Raw genomic sequence first — 14,864 nt, 5'->3', positions numbered from 1 at the left:
TTTACCCCCTTGGGGGGGGTGCGCGGCCCCCCCCGCCCCGGCCGGCCGCCCCCCCCGACCGCGTGCACGCCGTTGTTGCTGCCGGTGTAGACGACGCCGTCCACCACGACGGGGGCGGTGCCGTTGGAACCGGTTTCGTAGGTCCAGCGCTTCGCGCCGGTGACGGCGTCGAGCGCGTACAGGAAGCCGTCGTCGCTGCCCACATAGACGGTGCCGTCCACGACGGTGGGAGACGACTCCATCCGCTCGTCGGTCCGCAGCTTCCAGCGTTCCTTGCCGGTGCGGGCGTCCACCGCGTAGAGCGCGCCGTCGTCGCTGCCGACATACACGATGCCCTTCGCGATCGCAGGCGTCGACCCGATCCTCTTGTCGGTGCGGAACGACCACAACTGCTGACCCGGGGGCGGGGCGTCCTGCTCGAAGAGCTTCCAGGCGGTGAAACCGGCGCCGGCCACACCCACCCCCGCGAGTCCGAACAGCGCCTGTCTTCGGGACAGTCCGAGGCCGCGCGTTCTCCGTGCGGCGGTGGGGACCGGAGGGCGGGGCCCGGGCTGCCCGGGGACGTGGTCCCGCGGGGCTTCGCGCCGGGCCGGGGCCGGTCCCTGCGAAACGGCTGTCGTCCGGGTCGCTGCGGCGGTCGGCGCCGAAGCGAGGTCGACGACGGTCGGTTCCCGGGACGCCAGTGGCTGCGGGGACGGCGGGGTGGGCGGCTGAGGGGCGGCGGCGCGGGCGAGGACGGACGACGCGACTGTTTCGGGAAGCCAGCCGGGCGTGTCCAGGGGCGCGTCACCGCGGTGGCCGAGACGGTCCAGCAGGGCGGCGACGGTCGGCCGCTGCCCGGGTTCCTTGGCCAGGCAGTCGGCCACCAGGTCGCGCAGCCCCGCCGGGACGGCGTCCAGGTCCGGATCCTCGTACACCGCTCGGAAGTTCATGGCGTGGGCGGAACCCGTGCCGAACGGGCCGGTGCCCGTCGCGGTGAACGCCAGCACGGCACCCAGCGCGAACACATCGCAGGCCGGGCCGACATTCTGCCCTGTGAGCTGCTCAGGGGCCATGTATCCGGGCGTGCCGATGGCCGTCCCCGTCTGTGTGAGCACGCTGACGTCGGCCGCGGCGGAGATCCCGAAGTCGATGACCCGCGGCCCGTCGGCCGCGAGCAGGACGTTAGACGGCTTCAGGTCCCGGTGGACCACTCCCGAACCGTGGATGGACTCCAGCGCCTCCGCGAGGCCCGCACCCAGCGCCCGCACGGCGTCCTCAGGCCAGGGGCCGTTGGCGATGACGGCCTCGCCCAGTGACACGCCCGGCACGTACGCCGTCGCCAGCCATGCCGGTGAGCCTTCGGGGTCTGCGTCGACGACCCCTGCGGTGAAGAACCCGTTCACCCGGCGCGCGGCGCCGACCTCCCGGGCGAAACGGCGCCGGAACTCACCGTCATCGGCGAGTTCGGGACGTACCACCTTCACAGCCACGGTACGGCCGCTCGGCGACCGTCCCAGGTACACCCGCCCCATGCCCCCGGCACCCAGCCGTGCGACGATCCGGTACCGCCCGACCGCCAGCGGATCCCCTTCCACCAGCGCATCGAACGAACCCTGATCGGTTTCCCGGTCCATCCCCACCCCCAGTGAGCTTCAGTGGCTCCCTGCTGTTATGAAAGTGCCTCATCATCCCTCAGGGGCAGGACATCCAGCGCACCGGACCACGTCCGCACCGATACAGACCGGCAGACCTGACCACCGCCCCCGGTGGGATCAGGGCCAAAGCAACTCCCTTTGCCAGGAGTCTCCTTCGCGGCGGTACCGCAGACGTACGTGTCTGCGCCGCGCGTCACCCTGGAAGAACTCCACCTCGGACGGCTCCAGTACGTACACCGTCCAGGTATCCGCCATCGCCTCCGGCTCCGTGTTCGCCCGCTCCCACGCGGCGTCGCTGGCCGACAGCAACTCCGCGTGGGAGCCGAGCACTTCGCTCTGATGGCCGACGAGCGCCGCGGCCAGCGCGCCGGTGGAGCGGGCGTGCAGGTCGGCGTACGCGTCCTCGGGGGTACCGGTCGCCACCCGGCCCCGGACACGGATCTGGCGGCCCTGGGCGGGCCAGTAGAAGCCCAGGGCCGCGTCGGGGCGTGCCGCGAGCTGGCGGCCCTTGACGCTGGTGGCGTGGGAGGCGAAGTGCCAGCCGCGCGCGTCGGCGTCATGCAGCATCAGCGTCCGAAGATCGGGGCGGCCGTCCTCGTCCACGGTGGCCAGGGTCATCGTGTGCGGTTCGGGCTGCCCCGCTGCCGCCGCCTCGGCGAACCACCGGTGGAACAGCGCCAGGGGTTCGGCGGGTGCGCTGCCGGGTTCAAAGGCGGGCAGCTCGGTGCCCCAGACCCGCAGGGACCTCAGCAACTCGTGGAACGCTTCATGTGTCATGCCGTGCGTCATACGCCGATCTTCACAGTGACCCCAGGTCCGACGACACCCAGTGTTCGGGGTGCATATGGATCACGATCGATTCGCCGTGGTTCTTCTCGGCGAACTCCACGTACTCGTCCACCTTCTCCGCCGGGAGGTAGCGCGCCGCGATCTCCCGGAGGACCTCCCGGGTGCCGGGCGCGGTGCGGATCACGGACCCCTCGACGGAGACGTACCGGATGGTGGGTTCGAGGCGGTCGATCATCAGGGTGAAGCGCCCGGCCGTTTCGATCAGCCGGTGCTTGCGGGAATCGAGCCCGGTGAGGACCCAGATGTCGCCGCCCGGTTCGTACTGGTACCAGACGGGCACCGTCAGCGGCCCCCGCCCTTCCTCACCGGCCACGGACAGGGCCGCGACATGCGGTTCGGCCAGGAACTGCTCGCGTTCTTCACGGGACAGGGGCACGGGACACTCCTCTGCGCTTGTACGGGAAGGACTACCTCCACTGTCGCAGCCTCGCGGCACTCGTATCGAGGTGACACACGCGGACGGCCGGCGCGAGCACGGCGGCGCGGGGTGGCCCGTGTGCGCTCGGGGCGGGCGAGCGTTGTACGAAACCCTCAGCCGCGGCCCTTCTTGTTCGTGGCGGCCGGGGAGTCGGGGCCGCAGGACAGGCGGGCTGCGGCCAGGGCCGGATCCCCCACCTTCACCTTCCCGATCGGTTCGGTGCACTCCAGGACGCCTGAACCGTTGACGAGCCAACTGGTCGCACGCCCCGCCCCCTGCTTGCCGTCCCCGCAGATGAACTGGAAGTCAGCAGTGACCTGCTGCACCCAGCCGTAATCCACAAAGGTTCCGTCACCGTGGACGGTGGCGCTGCCATCGTTGAGATCCGGTACGGGTCTGCGGACATCGGCGAACTCGCTGTCAAGGTCAGCAGCGTCCGTGCCTCCGATGTGGGCGCCCAGCGAGCGAAGCGCGGCCTCGGCGCCGACCTGCGGCCCCTTCTCGAAGGTGACGGCGACACGCGGTGTGTGGAGCGGCCTCAGCTTGTTGGTCAGTGCGCCGCCTCCCTTGCCGAGCTTCTGCGCCTCGGCGACACCTGTCAGGACTTCTCGCTTGTCCACGTTGAACCATGTGTACGTGCCGTTCTCGCACGTGGCGTCGACCGCCCGCTCGGCCTTGTCAGCCGGTGTCGCGCCGACCGTGCGCTTCGCCTTGTCGGCCGGCGCGCCGCCGCTGGACGTACAGGCAGCCGCACCCGCGAGCAGCGCGGAAACGGCACAGGCCGAAAGAAAGGTCTGCTTGATCTTCATGTTCGTGTCCCCCCGGAGCACTGGTCAAATGGTTCACACAAGATAATCTGAGTCACTTTGGACTCGGTCCCAAGGCCCACGCCACAGAGCCCAACGGCCATCGGGGTGTCACCGAGGAGACGGCCCACAAGTGAACCGTGAGTCAGGCAGTTCTCCGCCTGGGCGTCGTCCTGCATACCCGCACTCAGTGTGATGCACCCCCCAGCACCCGGGCCTACTGCGGCCTTACACCAGCAACGACGAACGCCGCTGGCGGAGCCGCAGGCAGCAAGCGAGGCGGCCAGGGGGCGATGCGTAAGGCCTAGGTGACGCGGCGCATCACCTAGGCGTGGGGTCAGGAAACGTCGACGCGCTGCGGGTCGCCCAGAAGGCCGTTGGTGTAGGTCACGTACTTGGCGCTGAACTTGCCCTTGCCGGTGATGGTGCCGGAGACGTTCTCGCCGGGGGCGAGCTTCACGGTGTCGATCTGCTTCTCGTCGACCCCGACTTCGGCGGTGTGCTTGGTGCCGTTGCTGTCGGTGATGCTGAAATACAGCGGGTTGACGCTGATCTCGTCATCGCTGTTGTTGGCGATGGTGACGAGCACGCTGGTGTAGTTGCTGCCGTCGGCGAGGATCGACTTGGTGAACGCCGTCTCCTTGGCCGTGATCTTGACGGGAGCCTTCTCTTCCGGCTTGGGCTTCTTCGCGGCGTCGCCCTGGCCGTTGCCGGCGGGCCGCTCAGCCTTGGCCGAGGCGCTGTTGCTGGTGGCGCTCTTCCTTTTGTCGTCGCTGCCGCCGCCGGCGACCGCGCCGACGATGCCGAGTACGACGAACAGTCCGACGACGCCGAGGCAGCCGAACCCGATGATCTTTCCGGTGCTGTTCTTCTTCGGGGGCTGCGGCGGGGCTCCCCACTGCTGCGGCGTGCCGGGGCCGGTCCATCCGGGCTGCTGCTGTCCGGGCTGTTGTGGGTTCTGCGGGTAGTGCTGGCTCATGTTCCCCCCCAGGGATACAGGTGTCGTTTTCGGGTGTAGGACTTGCTTACGTCGCGCATAGTTGTGCCATGCAGTCGATTGTCATGCGTTCGTGATCATCAGCGATACGACCCCGCCACCGTCGCGGCTGTCACCGGCTGTTGCATTACGCCGCGCGCATCCGAGTGCGGTAGCGCACCCCGATCACCGCGCAGGCGGCCGTCGTCGCCACCCCCGCGCCCACCAGTACCGCCCGTGGCCCGAACCGGTCGGCGTACACCCCGAGCAGGAGTGCCCGACCAGTCCGCTGCCGTAGAACACAGGGAGCCCAGCAGGCAGCCGACCGTCACCGCCATGGCCAGGGAAGCGAACAGGGTCGCCGCGAGCTCGAAGACGCGCGCGGCCATCAGGGTGTTGGTGAGCGTGAACTGCGCACCGATCGAACCGACCACCCCCGACGCGAGGACGACCGCCGCCAGCCGGGGCACGCGTCCCGCCTCGGCCAACCCGACCGCGTCCCGCTACCCCCGTACAAGTCGGCGATTCAGCGGCGGGAATTCGCGGTGGCGGTGCGCCGAACACGACGGCCTGCACAACCCCAACAGGGTCGTACGGGCCGTGGTCACGCAAGCCCCGGACTTAGAAGCAGAGTCCGGCTACGAGGCACCCAACCTTGTACGTGATGTCCCAGTGCGAGGGCGAAGACTCCTTGACGTATTCGTCGCCGACCGCCGACACCCACCGGGGGTCGCTCCCCCGGTTGGATCCCTTGGTCATGTTCTTGACAATCCAGGTGTCAACGCAGGTCGTCGGCTTGATGTCGACCTTGTAGCCGTTGGCGTGGCTCTCGGGGCCCGCCGCATGCCCGACCTCGGTGCCGCCCGTAATCGTGATCGCGCACTTGCTGAGGTTCTTGAAGTCGATGATGCCGTTGACAGTGGCCTTGTTGATCCCCTCGAAGGAGGTGCATGTCTTGACGATGCGGTCGCTGCAGCCTCCGGACGAAGTCCAGTTGATGCCAGCTGCCCTGAGCACTGCGGCCGCGGAGTCATGGGTGGCGTACTTCTCGGGGGCCGTCGCAGCCGACGCCACGCCCCCAGGCGCCAAAACGGTGCCCAGGACGGCCAGGGTGCCGATCAGTGAAGCTACATTGCGCCTCTTCATCACTTATTTCCTCCTATATCAATGTCCCTGCCTTATGACCGGAACGACATCCAGTCTTCGTGGGTGGGGACGCGAATAGGAGCGGCGAGAGGGACAGGTCTCGATGGGATCCCGCCACGACGATCCTGTTCAGCGCGCCGACGTCGAAATGCATGACGCGCGGTCAACATGCCGCTGGGCATCGGCGTCTGCCGGAAGAGTCACGGCGCACGAGTGACCAGCACCGTGTCCGCGACCAACCAGCACGCGGAGACCGAGGCGGAGACGGAGCGGCGGCGCGCCATCCCGGGGCCAGTGGCTCGCGGTCAGCGGCCCAGCACCACTGTCCCCGACGAGCAGAACCAGCCGCCTGTCCCCGATGCCACCGCCAGCTCGGGCACGTTGCCGTCCGCCCGCAGAACCTGATGGTCGCCGGCCTCGCCCCGGAGCTGGCGTACGGCCTCGACCAGCAGGAACAGACCGCGCATACCGGGGTGGCAGGCGGACAGTCCGCCACCGTCGGTGTTCACCGGGAGTTCGCCGTCCCAGAGCAGCCGGCCCTTCTCCACGAAGGCGCCGCCCTCGCCCTTCGCGCAGAAACCGAGATCCTCCAGCGTCACGAGGGTCATATAGGTGAAGGCGTCGTAGATCTCGGCGATGTCGATGTCCTGCGGTCGCACCCCGGCCCGTTCGAACGCCAGCCGTCCGCTGACCGCGGCCGGGGAGACCGTGAAATCCGTCCAGTCCGACATGGTGGTGTGCGAGACATGCTCACCGGTGCCCAGCACCCAGACCGGTGTCTTCGCCGTGTCCGGTACGAGGTCTTCCGCGGCCAGCAGTACGGCGCAGCCGCCGTCGCTGCGGATGCAGCAGTGCAGTTTGGTGAACGGATCGGCGATCAACGGGCCCGAGAGCACGTCGTCCACGGTGATCGGCTCGCGGAACATCGCGTCGGGATTGCGGGAGGCGTTGGCCCGCGCCTGGACGGCGACCTCGGCGAGCTGCTCCAGTGTGGTGCCGTACTCGTGCATATGGCGGCGGGCGGCCATCGCGTACTTGGCGATCAGGGTGTGGCCGTAGGGCACTTCGAACTGCGAGGGGCCGCCCGATCCGAAGGACAGGTTGGCGGTGCGGCGGCCCGCGCGGATGTCGGCGCGGGCCGTGGAGCCGTAGACGAGGAGCACGGCGTCAGCATGGCCTGCGGCGATGGCGTCGGTGGCGTGGGCGGCCATGACCTCCCAGGTGGCGCCGCCGACTGAGGTCGAGTCGACCCAGGTGGGGCGCAGGCCGAGATGCGCGGCGACGTCGATGGGCGCCAGGGTGCCGAGCCCGGCCGAGGCGAAGCCGTCGATGACGCTGCGGTCCAGCCCGGAGTCGGCGAGGGCGCGGCGGGCGGCCTGGGCGTGCAGGGCGTAGGCGGTGGGCCCTTCGACCCGGCCGCAGTCGGAGTGGGCTATGCCGGCGACGGCGACCTTGCGGGGGGTGCGCTGACTGGGCGACATGAATCTGACGGTACATCAGATCGCATCCGGAAGTCAGTCCGGACGGCGCGGTTGCCGTGGGCCCTGCCGGCGGCGGCGGGGCCAGGTCCGTGCCTCGTTCCCACCCGTATCATCAGGGTCGTGACCAGCGGAAAGTTCGTTCTCTTCGATGTCGACGGCACCCTCATGGACGCCGTCTCGAACCAGCGTCGCGTCTGGCGCGAGTGGGCCGCGCGGTACGGGCTCGACGGTGACGAGGTGTATGCGGTCGCGCTCCGCACCCGGCCGGTCGAGACGTTCGCGGCCGTGGTTCCGGGGCAGGACCCGGACGAGTGCCTCGCCCTGCTGCACACGTTGGAGGACGAGGACGTCCGCACCGGCTCCTACGCGGCCTTCGACGGGGCCGCCGAGCTGCTGAGCGCGCTGCCGTCGGGCCGGTGGGCGCTCGTGACGTCGAACTACGAGCACCGGGTGCGGGGGCGGTTCGAGCGGACCGGCCTTCCGATGCCGAGGATCGTCGTGGACGCGGCCTCGGTGGCCGAGGGGAAGCCGTCCCCGGTGCCGTACCTGCTCGCCGCCGAGAAGCTCGGCGCGGACCCGGCGGACTGCCTGGTGATCGAGGATGCGCCGTCCGGTGTCCACTCCGGGCTCGCCGCGGGGATGACGGTCTGGACGGTCAACACCGAGGCCCCGCACCCCGATGCCCACCGGCACTTCCCGACGCTCGCGGAGGCGGTGCCGCATGTCCTGAGCGTGCTGGCCTGAGGGGGTGCGGCCGCACGGCGGTTCAGGGCCGGAGTGTCCTCAGCCTGGCCGACCGGGTTGGTGGCTGCCCGGATCTGTGCTTCTGGCCGTCCCGGGCCTAACATCATGCGGCCTGATATGACGCATCGTCAGTTACGCCGTCGGTTACGGACGGGAGCCGAGACCATGGACGCCGCCTTCACTCCGGAGCAGTCCGCCATCCGCCGCACCCTGCGCACCGCACTCTCGAAAGGGGCGCCCCCGGGCCCATCGGGGCAGCCCACCGGATTCGACCCGGGACTCTGGGCCCGGCTCGCCGCCGAACTGGGGTTGCCCGGGCTCGCGTTGCCCGAGGTGTACGGCGGTGCCGGAGGTACCACCGTGGAGCTCGCGCTGGCCTTCGAGGAGTTGGGGCGGGCGCTGGTGCCGACGCCGCTGCTCGCCACCGCCGCGCTGACCGGCCCCCTGATCGCCGCACTCGGGAACGAGCGGCAGCGCGCCGAGCTGCTGCCCGCGCTCGCGGACGGCTCGCTCACCGCGGCTCTCGCCGTCCCGGGGCGGAGCCTCGCGACCGCGCTCGGGCTCACCGGGGAGCCCCGGGACATCGCTGACGGGCTGTGGGCAGGAGGCGGGCGGGCCGGTGGGGTGCAGGCGAGGCCCGCGCCCGACGGCGGCGGGAGCTGGCTGCTGTACGGCGGGGTCGACCAGGTGCTCGACGGGCACAGCGCCCCACTGCTGCTCGTCGCCGCGCACACGGGGGGTTTCCCACGGGCCCGTACGCTGCTGTTCCTCGTCCGGGCCGACGGAGGTGACGGCTCGTCGAGGCTGACCAGGACCCGCTGGACCGCGCTGGACGAGACCCGGCCCCATGCCCGCGTCGAACTCCGCGACGCCCCAGCTGAGTTGCTCGGCCAGGACAGCGCCGGCGCGGTGTCCGACGCGCTCGCCGCCACCGGGCGAACAGCCGCCGCGCTGCTCGCCGCCGAAGCGGTCGGTGCAGCCGCCTCCGCTCTGGAACGCACCGTCGGGTATGTGCAGGAGCGTGAGCAGTTCGGCCGGCCCATCGGCTCGTTCCAGGCGGTCAAGCACCGGCTGGCCGACCTGTACGCGGCCGTCCAGGCGGCCCGTTCCGCGGCCTACTACGCCGCCTGGGACCCGGGCGCTGGGGCGCTCGCGCTCGCCCAGTGCCTGGAGGCGCTGCGTACCGTCGCCGGGGAGGCCATCCAACTGCACGGCGGTATCGGTTTCACCTGGGAGCACGAGGCGCATCACTTCTTCAAACGGGCCGCGTCCGACGAGCTGCTGCTCGGCCCCGTGCACCGGTTGCGGGAGCGGGCGGCGCGTTCGGCGGGGTTGTTCACGGTGCGGGATACGGCGGGAGTCCGATGATGCGGAAACTGGTGCAGAAAGTGTCGTCGAGCCGGGCCTTCGCCAGGACCGCCCCGCATGTCATCCCGGCCCTTGACCGCGCTGTGCACCGGCTCACTCGGGGAAAGGTGCTGCTCAGTGCCCAGATGCTGCCGGGTGTGATCCTGACCGCCCGGGGCGCGAAGAGCGGATTGCCGAGGCGTACGCCGCTCGCCTGTATGCCCGAAGCGGCCGGGTCGTCCGGAGAGGGCGGGTCGCCCGGAGCCGCCGGGTCGTCCCAACCGCCCGGGGCGGCGCCGGGTAGCTGGATTCTGATCGGCTCCAACTTCGGCCGGGACGCCCATCCGGCCTGGACGGCCAATCTGCTCGCCCACCCCGACGCCGAGATCAACTGGAAGGGCGAGGACATCCCCGTACGCGCCGAGTTGCTCGCCGGGCGGGAACGGGCCGGGGCGTGGCAGGCCGCGCTCGCGTTCTGGCCGCCGTATGCGACGTATCAGGCGAGAGTGGACCGTGAGATACGGCTCTTCCGTCTGGTACGCCGGGACGACGGACAGCACTGAGTGCGGGAGGTGCCTGGCTACGAGAGGAGTGGTGTGCGGGTACGAGGTCGAGGTGCGGGCTCGCCGCTGTGACAGGACGTGGCGCGGCGCGCCGGATCGCGTCCCGTCCGCTACTTGGTGGGTTTGCGGCCGGTGATGCCCAGATGCACCAACAGCGCCAGGTTGGGCTTGAGTTCGGCCTGCTTCACGCCCCAGGTCTGGAAGCCCTTCTGGTGCGAGGCGACCGAAGCGAGCATCGCGACCAGTGAACCGGCGACCGCCGCCGGGCTCACGTCCTTGTCCACCTTGCCCTTGCCCTGGAGCTCCTTGACCGCGTCCGCAAGGGAGTTGGTCACCGAGGTCAGGATCTTCATCCGGATCTTGTAGAACCGTTTGTCTCCCTCGGCGGCGCCGAGGTCCACCACGCGCAGGATCGCGTCGTGCTTGCGCCAGAAGTCGAGGAATCCCTCCACCAGTTCTTCGGAGGTCGCCCACGCGGTTTTACCCACCCAGGAGCGGCCTGCCACGAGACCGGTCAACGCGGCGCCCTCACTTGCCATTTCGTCCGCGATCTCGAGGACGGCGCCCTCCACATCGGGGAAGTACTGGTAGAAGGTGGCGGGCGACGTGCCCGCCTTGCGGGCCACGTCGATGACCTTGACGTCCCGGTACGGCGAGGAGCTGAGCATCTCGCTGAGGCAGTCGAGCAGCTTCTGCCGCGTCGCCTGTCCGCGTCGCCCGGCCACGCGGCCGTCGACGGTGCGTACTTGTCCTGTCATGCCGTCAGCTTACCGAGGGGTGAACGGCGCGCGATTCGGCCGACTGCAAATGGGGTGCGTCCCACGGATGGCGTAATGATGTTATCAACAGCCTGTGGATAACTTCGGTGGACAAACACAACACAACCCCGCACCCCGCACAACGGACGGCCCACTCCTGCGTGCGGTGCGCAGCGCCCTCCGCTTGACTGTTCGTGATCGTTCGCGCGCCTGTGATCGGGGTCACGCGAGCCACACCCCGCGTTGAGGAAGGGGCAGGGCCATGGCCGGTTTCATGGAGGGCATGCCCTGCTGGGTGGACGCCCAGCTACCCGACCTGGCGGCGGGCAAGCGCTTCTACGGTGAGCTGTTCGGCTGGACATACAGCCGCTACGGGAGCGACGACGAGGCCGAGCGGTACGGCCACTACACCGAGGCCTACCTCGGCGGGCGGCGGGTCGCGGCCCTCGTCCCCAAGCGGGACGGCCGGATGCCCACCACCTGGGGCCTCTACTTCGCCACCGACGACGCCATCCGGACCGCGGCGGCGATCCAGCAGGCGGGCGGCCAGGTGATCATGGCGCCGATGCCGGTCGGGCCCTTCGGCGTCGGTGCGCTGGCGGCCGATCCGGGCGGTGCGGTGTTCGGGGTGTGGCAGCAGGGCGAGCGGCACACCGGTTTCGAGATCCAGTCGGTGCCGGGGGCGTACTGCTGGACCGAGGACTACACCCGGGAGAAGGAGGCGGTGGACAGCTTCTACACCGAGGTCTTCGGCTTCCAGGGCACCCCGCTGCCGGATGACGCGATCGACTACCTCCTGTGGTCGCCGGCCGGTGCGGAACCGGGCGAGGACACCGCCATCGGTGCGCGCAGTGTGATCACGGAGGCGTTCCCGGCCGAGATGCCGGGCCATTTCCTCGTCTACTTCGCCGTGGCGGACTGCGACCGGACGGTGGAGGTGGCGACCTCGCTCGGTGGGCGGATCACCGCACCCCCGTTCGACATTCCGTACGGGCGGATGGCGGTGCTCAGCGACAACCAAGGAGCGTCCTTCGCGGTGCTCGCCCAGGCGGGTCGCGAGAAGGGTGGCCAGGGGCGGGAGGAGCGGCGGGGTGAGTCGCGGGAGGAGCCGCGCGAGCCGTCCCGAGAGGAGGCCGGCGAGCCGTCCCGCGACGAGTCCCGCGACGAGTCCCGCGAGGAGTCCCGCGAGGAAGCCGCCGGGTCCGATCGAGAGTGAGTCACAAAAGCCGTGAAGAGTCCGTATACCGCGCAGACCGCCCGGATGACTCCGGATGGCTCCAGATAACGCAGACATCACAGACTCCTCAGGCGTCGCAAACCCAATCGGGAAAGGCGCCAAAATAGCCTGAGACACCCCGGAACGCCCCCGGGTTCGCAACCGCGCCTTCAGGCAGGAACAATCAGGGGGCGACGGGGCCGTATCTGAATGGCCCGTACGGGGAGGTGGCAGCGAAGTGGAGCAGCTGACGCAGCACGACCCGAGGCGAATCGGCCCCTTCGAGGTGCTGGGACGGCTCGGAGCCGGCGGCATGGGGCTGGTCTATCTGGCGCGCTCGGCGTCCGGCCGGCGTGTGGCGATCAAGACGGTGCGTACGGAACTCGCCGAGGACCAGCTTTTCCGCGTCCGCTTCACCCGTGAGGTGGAGGCAGCGCGCGCGGTGTCGGGTTTCTACACCGCGGCCGTGGTGGACGCCGACCCGCGCGCCGCCGTGCCGTGGCTGGCCACCGCCTACGTCCCCGCTCCCTCGCTCGAGGAAATAGTCAATGAGTGCGGGCCGCTTCCGGCCCAGGCGGTGCGCTGGCTGGCGGCGGGTATCGCCGAGGCCCTCCAGTCGATCCACGGAGCCGGGCTCGTACACCGCGATCTGAAGCCGTCGAACGTCCTGGTGGTGGAGGACGGCCCCCGGGTGATCGACTTCGGGATCGCGTCGGGTGTCTCCAACACCAGGCTGACCATGACGAACGTCGCCGTCGGCACCCCCGCCTACATGTCGCCCGAGCAGGCGCGTGACTCCCGCAGTGTGACCGGTGCCAGCGATGTGTTCTCGCTCGGTTCGACGCTGGTGTTCGCCGCTACCGGGCACGCGCCCTTCCGTGGCGCCAACCCGGTCGAGACCGTGTTCATGCTGCTGCGCGAGGGTCCCGATCTGGCCGGGCTGCCGGATGAGCTGCGGCCTCTGATCGAGTCGTGCATGGGGATGGACGCGGGCAGACGGCCGAGCCCCGAAGACCTCCAGGCGCAGCTCGCGCCGCATCTCTTCTCCTCGGGCGGTGACGACGACAGCGGAACGGCTTCGGCGTGGCTGCCCCCGAGGGCCGTGTCGCTGATCGAGGAGCGCCGGGGCGGGCGTATGACGCAGCCGGCCAACCAGGCCCAGTCGGCCCATCAGGCCCAGCCGGCGAACCACGCGCCCCAGAACCAACCCGCCGCAGCCGCGGCGGGAGCAGGAGCAGGAGCCGGAGTCGGATCGGCAGCCGGAGCAGGAGCCGCGAACGGAGGCTGGCGTCCCGAGCCGCACCTCGCGCCCCCCAGGCCGGACCGGGCGCCCGACGTGGGCGGAGGCACCGACTGGGACGCCACCCGGCGCGGCGCCGCCGACCCCCGCACCGGTCAGGCCCGTCCAGGGCCCGGCCGCCCGGGTCCCGGGCACGCCCGCCCCGTACCGGCCCATCCCGGCGACGCCGGAACCGCTCCGCACCCGCGGCAGGCGCCCGAGAGCAGCCCCGTACGCCTCGCCGGGGCCAGGGTCCCGATCGGCCCGGGCCCCCGCGTCGCCGACACCCGCGCCACGTTCGCCGCGCACACCGGACCGGCCACCGGGTGGCTCCGCGCCCCCGGCGGCGTCACCGCGGGCGAAGCCACCCCGCCGTCCGCCGCAGCCGCGTCCGGGGCGGCCCCCGCCACAGCCACCGCGCCACCCCCTTCGGGTGAACTCGCCCGCTGGCGGCCCTGGCGGTTCCGGATGTCGAACGACGTCTGGGGCACCCCGGTCGTGGATGGCGATCTGCTCTACGTCACGTCCTTCGAGGTGCACGCCCTCGACGTGGCCAGTGGCCGGCGCCAGTTCAAGACACGTGACGTGGCCTGGTCGATGGCGCTCGACAACGGCCGTATCCACGGGTCCGACGGGCCCACGCTCTACGCACTCGACGCGGCGGACGGCCACGAGTTGTGGCGGCTTTCGACGGACGCCTGGGTGTACTCGCTCAAGGCCGCCCGCGGCACCGTCGTCACCGGCACCCGGGGCGGTGGTGTGCAGGCCTGGGAAGCGGCCACCGGCGCGAAGCTCTGGGAGGTCACCGGAGCCCAGACCGACTTCGAGACCCCGGAGTCCGGTCCAGCGCTCGCCGACGGCACGGTCTACGTCTGGCGCGACGCCCGCCTCCAGGCCCTGGACGCCCGCAGCGGCACGGAACGCTGGTCGTATCCGGTCGGTGACGCGGCCTCCTGCGGCGGCGTACCGGTCCGGGTGCACCAGGCGGCGGACGGCTGTACGTATGTCGCGGCCGGTACGCGGGTGCTGTGCGTGGACACCGCGAGCGGCCAGGTCCGCTGGCACTTCGAGGTGCCCGCGGTGTTCCTGTCGCCGCCCGCTTTCGTGCCGGGGCCCGCGGTGACCGGCGGCGGGGTGTATCTCGCCGACTACCTCGGCACGGTGTACGCGATCGACGCCGCGACCGGAAAGGACCGCTGGCGGATCGCCACCGAGTCCCGTACCTCGATCGACCCGGTACTGGTCGCCGACGGCAACGTACACGTGGGCAGTGGGAGCGCCCTCTACACACTGGACGCGGTCACCGGCACCCCGAAATGGCGCTTCGCGGCGGCAGGGGAGGTCATCGGTGCACCGGTGGTCGCGGACGGGCGGGTGCACTTCGGCGCCGCCGACCATGTGCTGTACACCCTGGACGCGAGCGGCGGGCAGCTTCGCTGGAAGCTGGCCACCGGCGGTGAGATCACGGGGTCGCCGGTGGTGCGGTCCGGTGTGGTGTACGCGTGCTCCAAGGACCGCTGTGTGTACGCGCTGGACGCGGTGAAGGGCACGGCGACCGGCACGGGACCGGCACCGGGACCCGGTGCGGCGGGGGCGGCGCACTGACGGACGGTTCGCGTGGTGACCGCGACCCGCCACCCGGTA

General features: G+C 70.6%; 14 protein-coding genes. 5 read left to right on the top strand and 9 right to left on the bottom strand.

Going from position 1 to position 14,864, the window contains the following annotated elements; genetic code table 11:
• From ACFWI9_RS00895 to ACFWI9_RS00860, 8 genes are all read right to left on the bottom strand, one after another.
• On the bottom strand, positions 1-1,616 hold a 1,616-nt coding region (locus tag ACFWI9_RS00895; RefSeq protein WP_387157980.1), incomplete at its 3' end, for a PQQ-binding-like beta-propeller repeat protein.
• Positions 1,617-1,754: 138 nt separating this feature from the next.
• Positions 1,755-2,414 (bottom strand): pyridoxal 5'-phosphate synthase, encoded by a 660-nt coding sequence (locus tag ACFWI9_RS00890; RefSeq protein WP_387157979.1) that lies wholly within the window; start codon positions 2,412-2,414, stop codon positions 1,755-1,757.
• A 22-nt stretch (positions 2,415-2,436) separates the two neighbouring features.
• Positions 2,437-2,862 carry a pyridoxamine 5'-phosphate oxidase family protein gene (locus ACFWI9_RS00885; protein ID WP_387157977.1) on the bottom strand — a complete coding sequence of 142 codons (426 nt, stop codon included), beginning with the start codon at positions 2,860-2,862 and terminating at the stop codon, positions 2,437-2,439.
• A gap of 155 nt (positions 2,863-3,017) precedes the next feature.
• The gene (locus ACFWI9_RS00880; protein WP_387157976.1) at positions 3,018-3,713 is read right to left on the bottom strand and encodes a hypothetical protein; all 696 of its coding nucleotides are present in this window, start codon (positions 3,711-3,713) and stop codon (positions 3,018-3,020) included.
• 334 nt (positions 3,714-4,047) lie between these two features.
• The gene (locus ACFWI9_RS00875; protein ID WP_387157975.1) at positions 4,048-4,689 is read right to left on the bottom strand and encodes a DUF4352 domain-containing protein; all 642 of its coding nucleotides are present in this window, start codon (positions 4,687-4,689) and stop codon (positions 4,048-4,050) included.
• Positions 4,690-4,787: 98 nt separating this feature from the next.
• A complete protein-coding gene (locus ACFWI9_RS00870) occupies positions 4,788-5,156 on the bottom strand; it encodes a hypothetical protein (RefSeq protein ID WP_387157974.1) in 369 nt (122 codons plus the stop codon).
• A 151-nt stretch (positions 5,157-5,307) separates the two neighbouring features.
• Positions 5,308-5,832, bottom strand: a complete 525-nt coding sequence (locus ACFWI9_RS00865) for a hypothetical protein (RefSeq protein WP_387157973.1) — start codon at positions 5,830-5,832, stop codon at positions 5,308-5,310.
• Positions 5,833-6,137: 305 nt separating this feature from the next.
• The gene (locus tag ACFWI9_RS00860; protein ID WP_387157972.1) at positions 6,138-7,313 is read right to left on the bottom strand and encodes an acetyl-CoA acetyltransferase; all 1,176 of its coding nucleotides are present in this window, start codon (positions 7,311-7,313) and stop codon (positions 6,138-6,140) included.
• 120 nt (positions 7,314-7,433) lie between these two features.
• Between ACFWI9_RS00860 and ACFWI9_RS00855 the strand changes: the two genes are divergently transcribed.
• The 3 genes from ACFWI9_RS00855 (at position 7,434) to ACFWI9_RS00845 (ending at position 9,967) form a co-directional block, all read left to right on the top strand.
• Positions 7,434-8,057: an HAD family hydrolase gene (locus ACFWI9_RS00855; protein WP_387157970.1), complete on the top strand. Its 624-nt coding sequence runs from the start codon at positions 7,434-7,436 to the stop codon at positions 8,055-8,057.
• 165 nt (positions 8,058-8,222) lie between these two features.
• A complete protein-coding gene (locus tag ACFWI9_RS00850; RefSeq protein WP_387157968.1) occupies positions 8,223-9,425 on the top strand; it encodes an acyl-CoA dehydrogenase family protein in 1,203 nt (400 codons plus the stop codon).
• The gene (locus ACFWI9_RS00845) at positions 9,422-9,967 is read left to right on the top strand and encodes a nitroreductase family deazaflavin-dependent oxidoreductase (RefSeq protein WP_387157966.1); all 546 of its coding nucleotides are present in this window, start codon (positions 9,422-9,424) and stop codon (positions 9,965-9,967) included. The genes ACFWI9_RS00850 and ACFWI9_RS00845 overlap by 4 nt, the downstream gene beginning before the upstream one ends.
• 110 nt (positions 9,968-10,077) lie before the next feature.
• Here ACFWI9_RS00845 and ACFWI9_RS00840 read toward each other — a convergent pair whose 3' ends face one another.
• A complete protein-coding gene (locus ACFWI9_RS00840) occupies positions 10,078-10,725 on the bottom strand; it encodes a TetR family transcriptional regulator (RefSeq protein ID WP_387157964.1) in 648 nt (215 codons plus the stop codon).
• 262 nt (positions 10,726-10,987) lie between these two features.
• On the opposite strand from ACFWI9_RS00840, the gene ACFWI9_RS00835 reads away from it, so the two are divergent.
• Together ACFWI9_RS00835 and ACFWI9_RS00830 are read left to right on the top strand one after the other, a co-directional pair.
• Positions 10,988-11,941, top strand: coding sequence for a VOC family protein (locus ACFWI9_RS00835; RefSeq protein ID WP_387157963.1), 954 nt, complete (start codon positions 10,988-10,990; stop codon positions 11,939-11,941).
• A 238-nt stretch (positions 11,942-12,179) separates the two neighbouring features.
• Positions 12,180-14,825: a PQQ-binding-like beta-propeller repeat protein gene (locus ACFWI9_RS00830; protein ID WP_387157962.1), complete on the top strand. Its 2,646-nt coding sequence runs from the start codon at positions 12,180-12,182 to the stop codon at positions 14,823-14,825.
• Positions 14,826-14,864: the final 39 nt, after the last annotated feature.

This window comes from Streptomyces sp. NPDC127084 (genome assembly GCF_042724175.1).
In the GTDB taxonomy this organism is placed as follows: Bacteria; Actinomycetota; Actinomycetes; order Streptomycetales; family Streptomycetaceae; genus Streptomyces.
The sequence above is the reverse complement of the archived record's forward strand: the minus strand, read 5'-3'. Positions and strand labels throughout refer to the sequence as shown.

What these genes read in the sequence shown, in the direction of transcription:
- ACFWI9_RS00890 (WP_387157979.1), bottom strand. Translation starts at nt 2,414, where the DNA reads ATGACACATGAAGCGTTCCACGAGTTGCTGAGGTCCCTGCGGGTCTGG.
- ACFWI9_RS00880 (WP_387157976.1), bottom strand. Translation starts at nt 3,713, where the DNA reads ATGAAGATCAAGCAGACCTTTCTTTCGGCCTGTGCCGTTTCCGCGCTG.
- ACFWI9_RS00875 (WP_387157975.1), bottom strand. Translation starts at nt 4,689, where the DNA reads ATGAGCCAGCACTACCCGCAGAACCCACAACAGCCCGGACAGCAGCAG.
- ACFWI9_RS00865 (WP_387157973.1), bottom strand. Translation starts at nt 5,832, where the DNA reads ATGAAGAGGCGCAATGTAGCTTCACTGATCGGCACCCTGGCCGTCCTG.
- ACFWI9_RS00860 (WP_387157972.1), bottom strand. Translation starts at nt 7,313, where the DNA reads ATGTCGCCCAGTCAGCGCACCCCCCGCAAGGTCGCCGTCGCCGGCATA.
- ACFWI9_RS00850 (WP_387157968.1), top strand. Translation starts at nt 8,223, where the DNA reads ATGGACGCCGCCTTCACTCCGGAGCAGTCCGCCATCCGCCGCACCCTG.
- ACFWI9_RS00845 (WP_387157966.1), top strand. Translation starts at nt 9,422, where the DNA reads ATGATGCGGAAACTGGTGCAGAAAGTGTCGTCGAGCCGGGCCTTCGCC.
- ACFWI9_RS00840 (WP_387157964.1), bottom strand. Translation starts at nt 10,725, where the DNA reads ATGACAGGACAAGTACGCACCGTCGACGGCCGCGTGGCCGGGCGACGC.
- ACFWI9_RS00835 (WP_387157963.1), top strand. Translation starts at nt 10,988, where the DNA reads ATGGCCGGTTTCATGGAGGGCATGCCCTGCTGGGTGGACGCCCAGCTA.